Consider the following 17,620-nt stretch of genomic DNA (forward strand, 5'->3'; position numbering starts at 1 on the left):
ATTATAAACCCCATTTTTTCGCTAAAGCATCAATTTCACTTTTATGTTCTTTTACAAAATCATCAACATATTTTGCAAAAGCTGGATCATCTTTTTTGGTTACAATACCATAACTTTGTGGTTCAAAACTATCTGGTAAAATTTCACTTTTATCATCCACATAACCTAACAATATTGATTTGTCTACAGAAAACGCATCAACTCTTTTAGCATCTAAAGCAGCTTTTATACTTGGATAATCAGGAAATTCACTAAATTTAACATCGACACCAATTTTTTTAGCAGCTTCACCTATAGCTTTTTTTGTAGTTGCAGCTTGAGCTACTCCAATATTTGCACCTTTCATATCAGCTAAAGATTTATAATTTTTTTCTTTTAAAACTAAAAGCCCTATAGCATCTTGATAATAAGGCTCTGAGAAATTATAAATTCTTTTTCTCTCTGGAGTAATAGTAAAAGTTGCTATCACTGCATCTACACTACCATTATCAAGCAAAGGGCCTCTTGTTTTAGCATTAACTGCGACTAGTTTTATTTTTTTATCATCACCTAATATACTTTTAGCTAGCAATTTGGCAACATCTACTTCAAAACCTTTAATTTCACCTGTTGCTTGATCAAGTAAAGCATAATGTGGAACATCATTTTTAACACCAACTATTAATTGTCCCTTAGATTTAATAGACTCAAGTTTACCTTCTGCTGCATTAGCATTACTGAATGCAACACAAGCACCTAGAGCAAAAACTGCCAACTTTAATAAAGATTTTCTAAAAACCATTTTTTCTCCTTTCAATTTTGGTTAATTTTTAAGAATTTTCCCTAAAAAGAGTCGCGCTCTTTCGGTTTTTGGATTTGAGAAAAATTCACTAGGAATATTTTCTTCCACAATAGCGCCATCTTCCATAAAAACAATCCTATCTGCTACTTCTTTTGCAAAACCCATTTCATGTGTAACAACCACCATAGTAGTATTGCTTTGGTGTGAAATTTCTTTCATTACATCTAAAACCTCTTGTATGGTTTCTGGATCAAGGGCTGAAGTAGGTTCATCAAATAAAATATAGGGTTTTTTAGTACAAAGTGATCTTGCTATAGCAACGCGTTGTTGTTGTCCGCCTGAAAGGGTTGCTGGATAAACATTTGCTTTATCCACTAAACCTACGACTTTTAAATACTTAAAAGCTGTTTCTTCAGCTTCTTTTTTAGATTTTTTTTGAAGTTTCATTGGAGCTAAGGTTAAATTTTGCAAAACCGTCATATGTGGATATAAATTAAAATGCTGAAAAACCATTGCGCAATATTTTCGACAAATTTCAATTTTATTTTTATGATTTAAAACAAGATTGTTAACTACTACCTCGCCTGAACTAACTTCTTCAAGCCCATTCATGCAACGGATAGTTGTACTTTTTCCACTTCCACTTGGACCTATAATAACAAGCTTCTCACCTTCTTTAACAGAAAGATTAATATTCTTTAGAACATGATGAGTTCCGTAGTATTTGTTTACATTTTTTAATTCAATCAAGTTTTTTCCTTTATTTTTAACTAAATATAAAATTAATTAAAATTATTTTATCATTAAATAAAGAAAACTACTTCAAAATGTAACTTATTTTTACTAATAAATTTCTAAAGTGTAACTTTTAGTAATTTTTAGAATTTATACTTTTTCATAGTAAACACCTCTTGGAGAGAAAATCTTTTTAAAATAAATAGTCTCTGGAATTAAATCAGCATTGCCAACATAAAGCCTTCCTTTATCATTTAAAATTCTATGAAATTTCTCCATAAGTTTTAGTTTTGATTCATGATCAAAATAAATAATCATATTTCTAGAAGCTATAATATCAAATTTTCCCAATCTTGAAAATTTTTCTTCAAAAACATTGCAAAGTTCAAATTTACAAGTACAAAGCTCATTTTTATTAATAGTATAAAATTTATCTTCGCTTTCTAAAAAAAACCTTCTTTTTTCACTCTCGCTCAATCGCTGTAAAGTTCTTCCTTGATATTTTCCAAGTTTTGCTTTTTCGATCACGCTTGAATTGATATCAATGCCTAAAATATACATATCTTTAATAAAATTCTGTGTAGCCAATAATGCCAAAGAATATACTTCTTCTCCACTTGAACAAGGGGCGCTTAGGATATTTACTCTCTTTTCTAAGCTTTTGGCATAATAAATTATTTCTTTCAATTGAGCCAATTCTCTTAAAAAATAAGTTTCACCTATGGTTACAAAATCTAAAGTTTCTTGTTTAAGTTGTCTATTACTTTTTAATTTTCCCAAAAATTCGGAAAAATTTTTAGTATTAGTTCCTTCAAGAAATTTATTCAACTTTAAAGCTAATATATTTTTTTTATCGGTTAAATCAATACCGCTTATTTCGTTGATAATTTTTATAAATTCATTAAGTTCTAATTCGCTAGGAGTTATTTTTTTTTCCATGTAATTTTCCTTTTATTAATCCTGATCAATAAAATTTATAATTTCTTTTTTAATTTCTTTTAAGCTCATAGGTTTTAAATGTGGATTCATATCTTTTGCTCTTTTTGGCATACCATAAACGACGCTATCTGCCTCATTCTCACATAAACATCTAACCCCTGTTTTATAAAGCTCAAATAAACCTTTTGCGCCATCATCTCCCATACCCGTTAAAATAATAGCAAGTATTTTATTTGTTTTTGCCAAAGAAACAGCGGAATGAAAAAGCAAATCTACACTTGGCTTAAAACTTGATACCACATCTTGCCAAGAGGCTACAATATTTAAATTTCCAGATAAAATAGTATTTTTAGGGCAAATATAAATTTTATTGCTTAATATCTCTTTATCGTTCAATAAGCACACTTCACTAAAAGCCTCCTTATTAAATTGCCCCACAAAAGATGGAATAAAACTAACACTCATGTGTTGAGCTATAACTACGCAAGTATTTTTTATATCAATATCCTTTAAAAGAAATTTAAGCTGATTAGGACCACCTGTTGAAGATCCTATGAGTATGAGCTTCATTTTCTTCTCCCCTTAATTTATTGAAATTTTATTTTTCTTGTCGCAAATTCTAACATATATAAAGAAAAATAAAGCTTATTTTTAAAAAAAGAAAAGCTGTTTTTATGATTTAATATGATAAGATTAGATTTTTATCTTATTTTATATAGTAATTAGGAAACCAATGCTTAGGGAAAAAATTTATATTGCTAGTGATCATGCTGGTTTTGAATTAAAAGAAAAAATTTGCGTATTTTTAAAAGAAAAAAATATAATTTTTAACGATTTAGGAACAAACACTTGCGCAAGCTGTGATTATCCTGATTATGCACATTTACTTGCCGAAAAAATAGACAAACGAAGCTTTGGCATTCTTATTTGTGGAAGTGGAATTGGAATTTCTATTGCAGCAAATCGTCATAAAAACATTCGCTGCGCATTATGCCATGAAAGCTTAAGTGCAGAACTTGCAAGAAGACATAATGATGCCAATGTTTTGGCATTAGGTGGAAGATTAATCGGGATTGAATTAGCTACAGATATTATAGAAAAATTCATTCAAACTCCTTTTGAAGAAGGGAGACATATGCAAAGAATTCAAAAAATTGAGGTAAAAATATAATGTTTACAAACTGGCTTGTTTTAACTATATTGATTTGTGCAACTATCTATCTGATTGTAATGTTGTTTTACTATAAAACTCTACTTAATAAAGAAAAAACATCAAAAGATTTTATCAAAAACAATCTTGATGATACTGAGATTGTTATTAGAAAACTACAAATCCAACTTCAAAGAAGTCTTGGAAATATAGATATACTCACAGAAGAGCTTAATAAAATCAAAGCAGACCTTACATCTTTAAGAACTAGAAATTCTCAATATCGTTTAGAAAATGACAAACTAAGACAAAGAATTAAAGAATTAGAAGCAAAAATCGAGGCATTATTATGATAAAACTAACACAAGAAGAACAAAAATACCTGCTTGATAGCATTAGAATTATTCCTGATTTTCCAAAAAAAGGAATTATTTTTAGAGATATTACCACTCTACTAAATAACAAAGAGGCTCTAAATTTTCTACTTAAACATTTAAAAGAACGCTACAAAGATTACAATCTAGATTTCATAGCAGGAACAGAAAGCAGAGGATTTATCTTTGCATCTATGATTTGTGCAAAACTTAATCTTCCTTTTGTGCCTATTAGAAAACCTGGAAAACTCCCTTTTGAAACCTTTAGCTGTGAATATGATCTTGAATATGGCAGCGATAAAGTAGAACTTCATAAAGATGCATTTAAAAATATTCAAAATGCAAAGGTTTTACTTGTAGATGATTTAATAGCAACTGGCGGAACAGCTATAGCTTCGTATGAACTCATTCAAAAAGCTGGAGCAAAATGCGTTGAAGCTTGTTTTTTAATGAATCTTAAAGATTTAAATGGAGCAAATAAACTTGAAAAGCTTACTTCAGTTTATAGTGTTTTAGAAATTTAAAACTATAGAAAGGCACAAATGGAAGAATTTTTAAAAAATTTACTTTACCAATACAAAGATCTAGCATATATTATTATTTTTTTATGGTGTATTTTAGAAGGGGAGTTGGCTTTAATTTTGGCAGGTATTTTTGCCCATCAAGGACATGTAAATTTAGGCTTTATTATATTTATAGCAGGACTTGGTGGTTTTGTAGGCGACCAAATTTATTTCTATATAGGAAGATATAATAAACGCTACATACAAAAAAAATTAAAAACCCAAAGGCGTAAATTTGCAGTAGCGCACTTACTTTTACAACGTTTTGGTTGGCCTATTATTTTTATACAACGTTATATGTATGGCTTTAGAACCATTATACCTATGAGTATAGGAGTCACGCGTTATAGTGCAAAAAAATTTGCTATTATCAATCTTTTTAGTGCTTGGGTTTGGGCATCAATCACTATACTTTTAGCTTGGTATTTTGGAGAACAAATTTGGAAGATGGTGACTTGGGCTGAAGAACATTGGTATTATGCAGCCATTATTATTATAGCTTTTTTATCCCTTTTATTATTTGGTTTTAAACAAATGGAAAAAGCTATACTTAAAGATAAAAGGAAAAAATCATGAAATTTGAATTAAACGATAAAAAACTAGATGCTATAAAAGCAGACTTTGAACTTATTTTTATACAGGATAAAAATTTAAAAAATTTTAACAAAGAAAAAGATTTTTTTAAACTTAATAATTACAAAGGCGAAGGTGTATTACTAGACTTAAACAATAAAAAGCTTTATTTAGAGCTTAAAAGCCTTGCTTATGAGGATATAAGATTAAGTCTTTGCACAGCATATAAAACTCTTGAAAAGCTTAATATAAAAAGCGTAAAACTTCCTAGCATAATAGGAGATTGTGTAGTTAGAAGTTTTACATCTTTAGTTGAAGGCGTACTTTTTGGAGCTTATAAATTTGATAAATATAAAAGCGAGAAAAAAACAAGCACTTTGGAAAAATTTATTATTTCAAGCGAAGAATTAAATGGTAAGAAATTTAATAAAGATGAAGCTAAGATAGGCTTGGAGCGTGGAGAAATTTTAGCTAATGCCACAAATTTTACTAAAAATATAGTCAATGAAATTCCTGAAATTTACACCCCTTTAAAAATGGCAGAAGATGCGCAAAATTTAGCTAAAGAAAATAAAAACATTATTTGTAAAATTTATGATGAAAAATTTTTGGCCAAAGAAAAAATGAATGCTTTTTTGGCAGTCAATCGTGCCTCGGTACATCCACCACGCCTCATTCATCTAAGCTATAAAGCCAAAAATGCAAAAAAACGTGTTGTATTTGTTGGAAAAGGCTTAACTTACGATAGCGGTGGATTAAGCTTAAAACCAGCTGATTTTATGCTTACAATGAAAGCTGATAAAAGCGGTGCAGCAGCAGCAATGGGGATCATAAAAGCCGTAGCCGAGCTTGCTTTAGATTTAGAAGTGCATTGTATTTTAGGTGCAACTGAAAATATGATAGGCGGCAATGCTTATAAGCCTGATGATGTGTTAATCAGTCGCGAAGGCGTAAGTATAGAAGTAAGAAATACAGATGCAGAAGGACGCTTGGTTTTAGCTGATTGTCTTTCTTTTGCACAAGATTTAAAACCTGATTTACTTATCGATATGGCAACACTTACTGGAGCTTGTGTTGTAGGACTTGGAGAATTTACAAGTGCTATTATGGGAAACAATGAAGAATTGCAAAATGATTTTTATCTAAGCTCTAAAAAAAGTGGAGAATATACTACAATCTTACACTTTAACCCCCACTTAAGAGAACTTATAAAATCAAATATTGCCGATATTAGCAACACTGCCTCTAGTCGCTATGGAGGCGCAATTACTGCGGGGTTATTTTTAGATAAATTTATTCGTAAAGAATATAAAGACAAATGGTTACATCTTGACATAGCAGGACCTGCTTATACGGAAAAATCTTGGGGATATTCTAGTTTTGGTGCAGGTGGAGCTGGAGTTAGAATGTGTGTTAATTATCTAATTCAAATTTTAAGGAAATCGAAATGAGTTTAAGCGTAGGTATAGTAGGACTTCCAAATGTTGGCAAATCAACGACTTTTAATGCTTTAACTAAAGCACAAAATGCCCAAAGTGCAAACTATCCTTTTTGCACTATAGAGCCTAACAAAGCCATGGTTGAAGTTCCTGACTTAAGACTTAATGAACTTGCTAAAATCGTAAAACCTGAAAGAATTATGCATTCTTTAATAGAATTTGTAGATATCGCTGGACTTGTTAAAGGTGCAAGTAAGGGTGAAGGCTTAGGAAATAAATTTCTTTCAAATATACGCGAAACTGAGGTTATTTTACACATAGTGCGTTGTTTTGATGAAGAAAATATCACCCATGTTGAAGGTGGAGTTAATCCTTTGCGTGATGTAGAAATTATCAATACAGAACTTATTTTAGCAGATATTGAACAACTTAGTAAAAAAATAGAAAAACTCACCAAAGAAACCAAAGCCAACCAAAAGGGTGCTAAAGAAAGCCTCGAACTTGCAAATTCTTTACTTGATCATTTAAACAAAGGCTTAGCTGCAAGTTCTTATCCTGAAAAAGAAAGCGAAATTTATCAAGCCTTAATCAAAGAATTAAGACTGCTTTCTGCTAAAGAAGTGATTTATGGTGCAAATGTTGATGAAAATGGTATTAGTGAAGATAATGATTATGTAAAAGCTTTAAAAGAATATGCTAAAAAAAATGATCATGAAGTTATCAAGCTTTGTGCAAAAATCGAAGAAGAATTAGTAGGATTAAGTGATGAAGAAAGTCGTGAATTTTTAAGTTCTCTAGGAGTTAACGAAAGCGGTCTTGATCAAATCATACGCACTGCTTTTACTAAGCTTGGACTGATCAGTTATTTTACCGCTGGTGTAGTTGAAGTGCGTTCTTGGACAATCAAAAAAGGCTGGAAAGCACCAAAAGCAGCGAGCGTGATTCATAATGACTTTGAAAAAGGCTTTATAAAAGCTGAAGTTATTTCCTATGAAGACTATATCCAATACAAAGGCGAAAATGGCGCCAAAGAAGCAGGAAAGCTACGCCTTGAAGGAAAAGACTATATCGTTTTAGATGGCGATGTAATGCATTTTAGATTCAATGTTTAGGCAAAATAGCCTAAACAATATTTATATTTTTTTAATAAATTCTTGTAAAATTTGAATTTGCTTTTCTACGCTTGTAGTAGAACTTGAGCCTTCACTTTGTTTAGAATTTAAAGAAATTTCAAAATTTAAAAGCTCTATAGCTTTTTCATCAAATATAGGATCTATTTTTGAAAGATCTTTAATTTCGCTTATATCAATGCCTTGTATTTCAGCTTGTGCAACAACATTTCCTACTATAAAATGTGCCTTTCTAAAAGGAATATTTTTTTCACGCACTAAATAATCCGCCAAATCAGTAGCCAATAAATGACCTTTTTTGCAAGCATTAAGCATATTTTCTTTATTAATTCGTATTTCTTTTAACATTGCATTTAAGATGATTAAACTATCTTTAGCGGTTTTTACACTATCAAAAAGCCCTTCTTTATCTTCTTGCATATCTTTATTGTAAGCTAAAGGTAGAGCTTTCATTATAGTTAAAAGAGAAATCAGATTTCCATAGACACGCCCTGTTTTTCCGCGTATAAGTTCACAAACATCGGGATTTTTTTTCTGAGGCATGATAGAACTTCCTGTTGAAAAACTATCACTTATGGATATAAAAGAAAATTCCGAACTTGAAAATAAAATCATTTCCTCGCAAAGTCTTGAAGTGTGTGTAAAAATAACTGCTATATCATAAAGTAAATCAAGAGCAAAATCTCTATCACTCACTCCATCCATAGCATTTGGCATAATATCTTTAAATCCTAAAATTTTAGCGTTCAACTCACGATTGGTGGCATAGCTTGTTCCTGCACACGCACAAGACCCAAGTGGCGAAAAATCAGCGAGTTCTAGACTATTTTGCAAACGCTTAATATCTCGCATTAGCATAAAAGCATAAGCTAAAATATAAAAAGAAAAACTCACAGGCTGAGCGTGTTGTAAATGTGTAAAACTTGGCATAATAGTTTTTTTATGCACTTTGGCATGTTCGAGCATGGTTTGAATCAATTCTTTTAAAAGCTTTATAAGTTCAATATGAGATTTTTTGACAAAAAGTTTAAAATCAGTAGCCACTTGATCATTTCTACTTCTTGCAGTATGAAGTCTTCCACCAATTTCACTACCTATAAGCTCGCTTAAACGCTTTTCTATAGCCATATGAATATCTTCATCTTTAATATCAAAAATAAATTTGCCTTGCTCTATTTCACTTCTAACCTGCTCTAAACCTTTTATAATAGCATCTAATTCTTCTTTTTTTAAAATACCACAACTTTCAAGCATTGTAGCGTGTGCTATAGAACCTTGTATATCTTCATTGAACAAAGTTTTATCTACATTTAAACTTGCATTAAATTCTTTTAAAAGCTCATCACTTGCACTACTAAAGCGTCCTGACCACATTTCATTTTTCATTTAAATGCCTTAAATTTTTGGTCCAAATTTGCTAAATTCAATGCCTTCTTTGACATCTTCGTAACGTTTAAAATTTTGTATAAACATATGTGCTAATTTATCTCTTGTTGCAATATAATTATTTTTATCTGACCAAGTATTTATAGGATTTAAAAGCGTGCTTTCTACACCTTCTAAAGCTTTTGGAATAGCTAAATCAAACACTTCAAAATTTTCAAATTCGCATTTTGCAATACTTCCATCTAGAATAGCATTAATGCAAGCCCTAGTAGCCTTAATACTCATTCTTTTACCCACACCGTAGCTTCCACCGCTCCAGCCTGTATTAACAAGATAAACATTAGCTTCATGCTTTTCAATCTTTTCACCAAGTAATCTCGCATAAACCGTTGGATGCAAAGGCATAAAAGGTTCTCCAAAACAAGCTGAAAAAGTTGCTTGAGGTTCTAAAATACCACGCTCAGTTCCAGCTACTTTTGCTGTATAACCACTTAAAAAATAATACATAGCCTGCTCTTTGCTTAGTTTACTTACTGGAGGTAAAATTCCAAAAGCATCTGCACTTAAAAATATAATATTTTTTGGATGCCCTGCTTTTAGACTAGGCTCATGATTTTCAATATGCTCTATAGGATAAGAAACTCTTGTATTTTCTGTTTTTGAAGCATCAGCATAATCAACACTCTTATCGGCTCTTAAAACTACATTTTCTAAAAGTGCATTTCTTTTAATGGCACCATAAATTTCAGGCTCATGTTCAGGATCGAGATTGATTGTTTTTGCGTAACAACCACCCTCAAAATTAAATACACCTTCATCATCCCAACCATGTTCGTCATCACCTATAAGTTTTCTTTTTGGATCGGTTGAGAGTGTAGTTTTTCCAGTGCCACTAAGTCCAAAGAAAAGTGCTACATCACCTTTTTCTCCGACATTTGCACTACAATGCATAGAAAGTTTATTTTCTAGTGGCAACCAATAATTCATCATAGAAAAAATACCTTTTTTCATTTCTCCGCCATACCAAGTTCCACCAATAACTGCTATATTTTCTTCAACATTAAAGATTACAAAAACCTCTGAATTTAAACCATCTTGTTTGTAATCTTCATTGATACATTTGCAAGCATTATAAACAATAAAATCTGCTTTAAAATTCTCAAGTTCTTCTTGACTTGGGCGAATAAACATATTTTTAACAAAATGCGCTTGCCATGCAATTTCAGTAACAAATCTTACTGCTTTGCGACTTTGCAAAGAAGCGCCACAAAAAGCATCTTGAACATAAATTTTCTTTCCACTTAATTCTTGTTTTGCTTTGGTCAAAAGCTTATCAAATAATTCTTTTGTAATGGGCTGATTTACCTTTCCCCAAGCAATATACTTACTAGATGGATCTTGTTTTACAAAATATTTATCTTTAGGACTTCTACCTGTAAAAATCCCTGTATCTACACAAAAAGTATCATTATCCGTACTTAAACCTTCATTATTTGCTTTTTCATGAGCATTTAATTCATCATAACTTAAATTATGAAAAATTTCTTTTATATTATCCAAACCTAAATTATCAAATTTTTTCATCTTTCCCTCACTTTAATTCTTATAGATAGCTAATACTTCGCCTTCGTTAACAGTATCGCCTATTTTAATACAAAGCTCTGAAATAATTCCATCTTTTGGAGCATTAACCTCAATCTCCATTTTCATTGCTTCTAAAACCATGATGGCTTGACCTGATTTTACTTCTTCACCTTCGTTAACATAAATTTTAAAGACATTACCTGAAATACCTGCTAAAACTTCATTTTCAGCATCTACAGAACTTGTTGAATTTGAAGAAACAATATTTTTATTTTCTTCTACTTTTTTTACACTTTTAACATTAACATCTTTATCAAAACCATAGCTTACCTCTACATGATATTTATTACCATTTACAGCTACGGTAAATTTGTTTTCATCTACACTCATAGGCTTTGGCATACTAGCTAATTTGCGTACATTTACCTTTGCCTCTCCTTTTAAAAATGCTATACCTTTTTCTTTACAAGCTGCTGCAATAAATATATTTTCTTCACTCGTTTCTATACTCTCTTTTTCAAGCAAGGTTTTGGTATAAACTATACTTTTACTCTCATCTTTATCAGCTATATTAATAGCAAGCTCTGTAGTAGGTTCTAAATTAAGTTGTTTTGAAGCAAGTTCAACAATATTTGCATCGGGTGTAACAGGAGTTTTTCCAAAATAACCAAGCACCATTTTTCCATAACCTTCTGCTATTTTTTTCCAAGGTCCAAACATCACATTATTAAAAGCTTGTTGAAAATAAAATTGAGAAACTGGAGTAACCGAAGTACCAAATCCACCTTTTTCTACAACTTCTCTCATAGCATGAATGACTTGTGGAAATTTATCTAAGATATTATTATCTCTCATCATTTGTGTATTTGCTGTTAAAGCTCCTCCTGGCATAGGAGAAAAAGGAATAAGTGGATTTACCATAGTAGCTTCAGGTGGTAAAAAATATTCTTTTAAACAATCTTTTAAAACTTCTTCGTATTTTAGAATTTTTTCTTCCTCAAGTCCGCCTAAATCATAATCTTTGCCTTTTAAAGCATGCATCATGGTTAAAATATCAGGCTGAGAGGTTCCGCCACTTACTGGAGCCGCAGCCAAATCGATACCATCAACCCCTGCTTCAAGTGCTGCAAGATAGCAGGCTATACTCACTCCTGCAGTTTCATGCGTATGAAGTCTAATGTGTGTATCTTGAGGTAAAATTTTTCTAGCCATTTTAATGGTTTCATAAATTTTATTTGGATTAGAAGTCCCACTTGCATCTTTGAAACAAATACTATGAAAAGGAATTTCTGCTGCTAAAATTTCTTTTAAAATTTTTTCATAAAAAGGCACATCATGGGCACCTTTACAATTTGGCGGTAAATCCATTAAAGTGATAGTAATTTCATGCTTTAACCCATGTTTTACTATACATTCACCACTAAATTTTAAATTATTTACATCATTAAGGGCATCAAAATTTCTTATCGTTGTAGTACCGTGTTTTGCAAAAAGTTTTGCATGCAAATCAATAAGTTCACTACTTCCAGTATCTAAAGTAACGGTATTGACCCCTCTTGCTAAAGTTTGAAGATTGGTATCTTTTCCTACAATAGCCCTAAATTTATCCATCATGGTAAAAGCATCTTCATTAAGATAAAAATACAAGCTTTGAAATCTAGCACCACCGCCAAATTCAAAATGTGTAATGCCTGCTTCTTTTGCTGCTTCTACTGCAGGAAAAAAATCATCCATTAAAACCCTAGCTCCATAAACAGACTGAAAACCATCCCTAAAGCTTGTATCCATTACATCGATGAATTTTTTAGCCATTATTTTTCCTTAAAAAATATTTTTTCATTATTATACAAAAATTTGATAACACATTACCAAAATTATTGCTATAGGCGATATAAAACGAATAAAAAACAACCAAATTAAGAAAATTTTTCGACTTATAAATTTAGAAAAAATTTTATAAATTTGCTTTTTATTCATAAAAAAACCTACAAATATAGAGCATGCTATAGCACCAAGTGGAAGTAAAAAATTTGAAGTTAATTTATCTAATAAAGTAAAAAAATCTTTGCCAAAAAAACTAAACATAGAAAAAAAATTTAAATTTAACGACAAGATACAACAAATTCCAAAAACAAAAACAAATAAACCTATTAAAAATAGAGCTTTAGCACGAGAAATTTGATAGTTATTAATCATATAAAAAGTTAAAGGCTCTATCATTGAAACAGCTGAAGTAATACCAGCAAAAAAAAGTGCTAAGAAAAAACAAAATGCAAAAATATAGCCTAAAATCCCAAGCTGATTAAACAAACTCATCAAGGATACAAAAACAATCCCCGCTCCTTGAGTATGTGGATCGGCTCCAAATTCAAAGATAAAAGTAAAAACAATAAGCCCCATAATAAAAGAAATCAATAAGTTAATCAAAACAATATACACTGAACTTTTTATAAAATTTGTTTTTTTATCCAAGGCTGATGAATATGTAACTATACAACCTATTCCCAAGCATAAGGTAAAAAATGCAAGCCCTAAGGCTTCGGCAATAGAGCTAAATTTAAAGTGTGAAAAATCAGGATAAAATAAATAAGAAAAAGCATTTGCAAAACCTTGCTTAAATCCCATGCAATAAAACAACATAAAAACAAGCATTAAAAATAAGCTAGGCATTATAACAACGTTTAATTTTTCAATCCCTTTGATTAAACCTTTAGATACTATCAATAAAGTAAGAAAAAAAGATAAAGTGAAGAAAAAAACAGAACTTGTCAAATTTGTAGTGATTAAATTCTGAAAATTACTTGCTGCTTCATCTAAAGTTTTAGGAAGATAATAAAGACTCACTACAGTATATTTTAAAACCCATCCCATGATAACTAGATAAAAAGAGAGGACAAAAATACCACCTAACATAAAAACGCCGCCATATCGCCATCTATTGCCATATTTTATAGCAAGATTTGAATAAGCATTTGCAAGATCACTTTTACTTAAACGTCCCATAGCCACTTCAGCCAAAAAAATACTAAATCCTATGGTTAAAGTAAAAAACAAATATAAAAGCACAAAAACAAAACCACCATTTTCTGCACTTAAAGTTGGAAATTTCCAAGCATTACCTAAACCAACGGCTCCACCAGCAACAGCCAATACAAAACCGATTTTTGAAAAATATGTTCTCATTATTTTTCAAACTCACTTTAAAAAAGCGGCTATCATAACTATAACAACAGCCAAAGGGGAAATAAATCTCAAAAACACATACCAAAGTTCAAAAAATATACCGCTCATATAAGGTTCAAATAAAATTTTTAAAGCATCTTTTTTCATCACAAATCCCACAAAAATAGCTGCCAAAATTCCACCTAAAGGCATAATAACCTTGCTTGAAACACTATCAAGCAAATCAAAAAAACTCATTCCAAAAAATCCAAACTGAGTACTTTTTAAAGAAGATAAAATACACAACATTCCTAAAATATAAACAACAATTCCTATTAAAATCAAAGCTTTTTTACGGCTCATGCCAAAAGTATTAATAAGATAAAAAGCAAAAGGCTCTATCATTGAAACAGCTGAAGTAATACCAGCAAAGATTAAAGAAATAAAAAATGCTGCTCCAAAAATACAACCAATCACCCCAATTTTTTCAAATAAAGTAGCTAAGGAAATAAAAACAAGTCCTGGTCCTTGCTGATTAGGATTGTAGCCAAATTCAAAGATAAAAGTAAAAACAACCAAACCCATTAATAAACCAACTAAAAGATTGATAAAAATAATATTTAAAGTACTGGTAATAAAATTGGTTTTATCAGGCAGACTAGCAGAATAAGTAATAATCGTTCCAACGCCCAAAGAAAGACTAAAAAAAGCAAGTCCTAAGGCTTCAAGAACATTTGAAGTGTTGATTTTGGAAAAATCAGGTACAAAAAGAAATTTAACCGCCATCATAAAACCATCTTTACTAATAGCATAAACAAGCATCAAAATAAGTAAAATAAACAATGAAGGCATCATCCAAACATTTAACTTTTCAATCCCATTCTTAACACCTTTAGAAACAATATAAAAAACACATAAAAAAACCAAAGTAAAACAAATAAACTGACTTAAAAAATCCTCACTTGTAAAAAATCCAAACTGTGCTTTACTTACTTCTAGATCCATAGGCAAATTTCCAGTGATACTTAAAAACACATATTTAACTATCCAGCCAATCACCAAGGTATAAAAAGAAACTATTAAAATCGCCCCCACCATAGTAAAACCAACATAAGACCAAGCTTTTTTATTTGAAGGTGCTAACTTTTCATAGGCATTAACCGGATCTTTTTCACTAATTTTTCCTATGCTAAGCTCAGCTAAAAATATCACAAAACCTACACCTAAAGTAAGAATTATATAAAGCAAGATAAAAGCAGATCCACCACTTTGACCTACTAATGTTGGAAATTTCCAAGCATTACCCAAGCCCACCGCTGAACCTGCTACCGCTAAAATGAAACCTATTTTTGAAAATTTAGAACTCAATGTTACAACCTTAACTTAAAAATTATTTTAAAATATTATTAAAGCAAAAAAACTTTTAAGCTTTATTGAAAACAATCAAATTTAAATCAAAAATGTGAATTTTTGTAAATTTCAATAAAAATAAAGATACTTTTGGTTATAATTCGGCTTTATTTTTAAGTCTTAAGTAGGGATACGCAAGCCGAACTGATTTAAAAATTGAAAAAATTTTTTTATAGAAAGGTTAAGATAATGAAAAAAGTTCTTTTTTTATTATTAGCATGTTCAGCAGTAGCTTTTGCAGCTGAAACTAATGCTCCAGTAGAGCAAGAAGCTATTAATGTATGGATTAAAGCATTTTCAGTTCTTGCAGCAGGTTTAGGTCTTGGTGTTGCAGCACTTGGTGGTGCTATCGGTATGGGTAATACTGCAGCGGCAACAATTGCAGGAACAGCTAGAAACCCTGGCCTTGGGCCAAAATTAATGACAACTATGTTTATCGCTTTAGCAATGATTGAAGCACAAGTTATCTATGCTCTTGTTATCGCGCTAATAGCACTTTATGCAAATCCTTTTATAGTTTTACAATAAAACTTATCAAAGCCCTTTTTGGGCTTTTTTTATGCGGTTATGGTGGAATTGGTAGACACGCCATCTTGAGGGGGTGGTACGCTCTGCGTGTGCGAGTTCAAATCTCGCTAACCGCACCATCGATACTATAAACTACTATAAATATCATACTTATAAAATATCGATAAAATAGGCATTTATAGCTATATAAAGCCTAAATTAAAGTTTTTTCCGTTAAAATTCATTTCGAAACTTTTTTCCTAACTTTTCTCCTAACTTTTTATTTTTTATTCTAAAAAGTTAGGAGAAATTACCACAAGGAGTCTATTTTTAAATGCTTACACAGAAAGATATAGTAAATATTAGTCCAAAAGATAAAAAATTTTTAATTAGCGATAGTGATAATTTATTTGTATTAGTTTATCCTAGCGGCAAAAAGTCTTTTGTATTTGATTGTAAAGATCCAAAAACAAGAAAATTAAAAAGAATAACTTTGGGGCAATTTCCGCAAATATCAATTAAAGAAGCTCGAGATAAAAAAAATGAGATAAAAACTTTACTAAAAACTAATGAAAGTATAAGAAAAAAAGAAGGATGTGATACAAGTTTTAGAAAAATTGCTGAACAGTATTTTCTTCAAAAAAACGACATAACAAAACGCACTCTCAATGAGTCTATTAAGCGAATGGAAAATCATTGCTATCCTATTATAGGAGATATTCCCATTAGTAATCTTAAAAGAAGCGACATTTTAAATGTTCTTGAAAAAATAAAACTACAAAAAAATCCGAAGTCGGTAAAAAAATATTTACAACATTAACTTATACAGTTAACAAAGAGATGATTGAAAATAATATTATGCTTGGTATAAAAAGAAAGGATTTGGTCTATAACAAAAAAAACAAGACATTTTGCGACTATTACGGAAGTTTCAAAAATTAAAGAATTAATTGAAAATATTATTTATATACAATGTGATACAAATACAAAAATGGCAATCTTATTGTCGCTTCTTACTGCGCAAAGAAGTTTTAGCATAAGAAATGCTGCTTGGGAAGATATTGATTTAGAAAATGGCTTGTGGAACATACCTGCTTCAAAAATGAAAATGAAAAAAGCGCATTGTATACATCTAAGTGATATTGCAGTGCAATTATTAAAAGAATACAAACAAATAAGTCATCATGATCTTTTATTTAAATCCATTAAACAAAAAAGAAAGGCGATGGACTAAATGAGATCTTGAGTGATAATACAGTAAGAATGGTATTTAGAAGAATGGGATATTCAAATGAAGATTTTACTCCACATGGTTTTAGATCTATGTTTAGTACTCTAGCTCACGAAAATATTCAAAAACATCAGTTTAGTAGCAATATTATAGAAATGTGTTTGGCACATACGGAAAAAAATAAGGTTAAAGCTTCATATAATTTTGCACAAAATTTAAAAGAGAGAAGGGAGTTGATGCAATGGTATAGTGATTATTTGTGCGAAATATGCCCAAAATTAAAAGATTTTATTTTACTTGATTTTATATAAAAAGGAATAATATGAAAAACAAATATTTAAAAGAAGCATTCACTCGGGCGGGGGGGGTGAATTTCTTGAAAATAAAGAAAATAAAGAAAATAGAGAAAATAAAGAAAATAGAGAAAATAGAGAAAAACTCATAAAAACCCTAATAATACACTTAAATTCTTATTTAGAGGCTGAAAGTAATCTACAAAAAATCAAGATTTTAGTCAAAATATATCAAAATTTACAAAAATGTAGCCGAACTCCTGATCTTATTGACATAGAAGAACTTGAATTTAACAAAGAAGACATTTTCGAAGAATTATTTTATGCTTTAGGCGGTTTAGGAGGTATGTATTCCGTAGAAAT

Annotated in this window: 19 protein-coding genes, 1 tRNA gene and 1 pseudogene; 12 read left to right on the forward strand and 9 right to left on the reverse strand. The window is 30.5% G+C overall.

Going from position 1 to position 17,620, the window contains the following annotated elements; all coding sequences use genetic code 11:
• Position 1 precedes the first annotated feature (1 nt).
• The 4 genes from peb1A to AJ887_RS02165 form a co-directional block, all read right to left on the reverse strand.
• Positions 2 to 781, reverse strand: a complete 780-nt coding sequence (peb1A, locus tag AJ887_RS02150) for a bifunctional adhesin/ABC transporter aspartate/glutamate-binding protein PEB1a (RefSeq protein ID WP_044780510.1) — start codon at positions 779 to 781, stop codon at positions 2 to 4.
• Between the two features lie 21 nt (positions 782 to 802).
• Positions 803 to 1,531: an amino acid ABC transporter ATP-binding protein gene (locus tag AJ887_RS02155; protein WP_070239678.1), complete on the reverse strand. Its 729-nt coding sequence runs from the start codon at positions 1,529 to 1,531 to the stop codon at positions 803 to 805.
• 135 nt (positions 1,532 to 1,666) lie between these two features.
• Positions 1,667 to 2,455 (reverse strand): CheR family methyltransferase, encoded by a 789-nt coding sequence (locus AJ887_RS02160; protein WP_070284755.1) that lies wholly within the window; start codon positions 2,453 to 2,455, stop codon positions 1,667 to 1,669.
• Between the two features lie 15 nt (positions 2,456 to 2,470).
• Entirely contained in the window at positions 2,471 to 3,025 is a 555-nt protein-coding gene (locus AJ887_RS02165; RefSeq protein ID WP_002861616.1) for a CheB methylesterase domain-containing protein, read from the reverse strand.
• 163 nt (positions 3,026 to 3,188) lie between these two features.
• On the opposite strand from AJ887_RS02165, the gene rpiB reads away from it, so the two are divergent.
• The 6 genes from rpiB to ychF are packed head-to-tail and all read left to right on the forward strand — an operon-like array spanning position 3,189 to position 7,666.
• Positions 3,189 to 3,626 carry a ribose 5-phosphate isomerase B gene (gene rpiB, locus AJ887_RS02170; RefSeq protein WP_002861617.1) on the forward strand — a complete coding sequence of 146 codons (438 nt, stop codon included), beginning with the start codon at positions 3,189 to 3,191 and terminating at the stop codon, positions 3,624 to 3,626.
• The gene (locus AJ887_RS02175) at positions 3,626 to 3,958 is read left to right on the forward strand and encodes a membrane protein (protein ID WP_002853247.1); all 333 of its coding nucleotides are present in this window, start codon (positions 3,626 to 3,628) and stop codon (positions 3,956 to 3,958) included. Before rpiB ends, AJ887_RS02175 begins: the two co-directional genes overlap by 1 nt.
• On the forward strand, positions 3,955 to 4,503 hold the full coding sequence (gene apt, locus AJ887_RS02180) for an adenine phosphoribosyltransferase (protein WP_002861618.1): 549 nt from the start codon (positions 3,955 to 3,957) through the stop codon (positions 4,501 to 4,503). The genes AJ887_RS02175 and apt overlap by 4 nt, the downstream gene beginning before the upstream one ends.
• Before the next feature lie 18 nt (positions 4,504 to 4,521).
• Complete coding sequence (locus AJ887_RS02185; RefSeq protein WP_070239681.1) at positions 4,522 to 5,118, forward strand: DedA family protein; 597 nt, start codon at positions 4,522 to 4,524, stop codon at positions 5,116 to 5,118.
• Positions 5,115 to 6,566, forward strand: coding sequence for a leucyl aminopeptidase (locus AJ887_RS02190; protein WP_070239683.1), 1,452 nt, complete (start codon positions 5,115 to 5,117; stop codon positions 6,564 to 6,566). The genes AJ887_RS02185 and AJ887_RS02190 overlap by 4 nt, the downstream gene beginning before the upstream one ends.
• The gene (gene ychF / locus AJ887_RS02195) at positions 6,563 to 7,666 is read left to right on the forward strand and encodes a redox-regulated ATPase YchF (protein WP_004305979.1); all 1,104 of its coding nucleotides are present in this window, start codon (positions 6,563 to 6,565) and stop codon (positions 7,664 to 7,666) included. The genes AJ887_RS02190 and ychF overlap by 4 nt, the downstream gene beginning before the upstream one ends.
• A gap of 21 nt (positions 7,667 to 7,687) precedes the next feature.
• On the opposite strand, the gene argH is transcribed toward ychF, so the two are convergent.
• The 5 genes from argH to AJ887_RS02220 are packed head-to-tail and all read right to left on the reverse strand — an operon-like array spanning position 7,688 to position 15,184.
• Entirely contained in the window at positions 7,688 to 9,070 is a 1,383-nt protein-coding gene (gene argH, locus AJ887_RS02200) for an argininosuccinate lyase (RefSeq protein WP_002861622.1), read from the reverse strand.
• A gap of 9 nt (positions 9,071 to 9,079) precedes the next feature.
• Positions 9,080 to 10,654, reverse strand: coding sequence for a phosphoenolpyruvate carboxykinase (ATP) (gene pckA, locus AJ887_RS02205; protein WP_004305981.1), 1,575 nt, complete (start codon positions 10,652 to 10,654; stop codon positions 9,080 to 9,082).
• Between the two features lie 12 nt (positions 10,655 to 10,666).
• A complete protein-coding gene (locus tag AJ887_RS02210) occupies positions 10,667 to 12,466 on the reverse strand; it encodes a biotin/lipoyl-containing protein (RefSeq protein WP_002861624.1) in 1,800 nt (599 codons plus the stop codon).
• 30 nt (positions 12,467 to 12,496) lie between these two features.
• A complete protein-coding gene (locus AJ887_RS02215) occupies positions 12,497 to 13,837 on the reverse strand; it encodes a sodium-dependent transporter (protein ID WP_044779224.1) in 1,341 nt (446 codons plus the stop codon).
• Between the two features lie 12 nt (positions 13,838 to 13,849).
• Positions 13,850 to 15,184, reverse strand: a complete 1,335-nt coding sequence (locus AJ887_RS02220) for a sodium-dependent transporter (RefSeq protein WP_044779223.1) — start codon at positions 15,182 to 15,184, stop codon at positions 13,850 to 13,852.
• Between the two features lie 231 nt (positions 15,185 to 15,415).
• Between AJ887_RS02220 and AJ887_RS02225 the strand changes: the two genes are divergently transcribed.
• From AJ887_RS02225 to AJ887_RS10605, 6 genes and pseudogenes are all read left to right on the forward strand, one after another.
• The gene (locus AJ887_RS02225; RefSeq protein ID WP_002861627.1) at positions 15,416 to 15,754 is read left to right on the forward strand and encodes a F0F1 ATP synthase subunit C; all 339 of its coding nucleotides are present in this window, start codon (positions 15,416 to 15,418) and stop codon (positions 15,752 to 15,754) included.
• 33 nt (positions 15,755 to 15,787) lie between these two features.
• A tRNA-Leu gene (locus AJ887_RS02230) sits at positions 15,788 to 15,873 on the forward strand.
• A gap of 194 nt (positions 15,874 to 16,067) precedes the next feature.
• Positions 16,068 to 16,553 (forward strand): tyrosine-type recombinase/integrase, encoded by a 486-nt coding sequence (locus tag AJ887_RS10150; protein ID WP_172399487.1) that lies wholly within the window; start codon positions 16,068 to 16,070, stop codon positions 16,551 to 16,553.
• Positions 16,554 to 16,670: 117 nt separating this feature from the next.
• On the forward strand, positions 16,671 to 16,967 hold the full coding sequence (locus AJ887_RS10155) for a tyrosine-type recombinase/integrase (protein ID WP_261659484.1): 297 nt from the start codon (positions 16,671 to 16,673) through the stop codon (positions 16,965 to 16,967).
• Positions 16,968 to 16,975: 8 nt separating this feature from the next.
• The gene (locus tag AJ887_RS10160) at positions 16,976 to 17,275 is read left to right on the forward strand and encodes a tyrosine-type recombinase/integrase (protein ID WP_002881695.1); all 300 of its coding nucleotides are present in this window, start codon (positions 16,976 to 16,978) and stop codon (positions 17,273 to 17,275) included.
• Between the two features lie 11 nt (positions 17,276 to 17,286).
• A pseudogene (locus AJ887_RS10605) lies at positions 17,287 to 17,620 on the forward strand (hypothetical protein); the annotation flags it as partial.

Source organism: Campylobacter sp. BCW_6466 (genome assembly GCF_001762835.1).
Classification (GTDB): Bacteria; Campylobacterota; Campylobacteria; order Campylobacterales; family Campylobacteraceae; genus Campylobacter_D; species Campylobacter_D jejuni.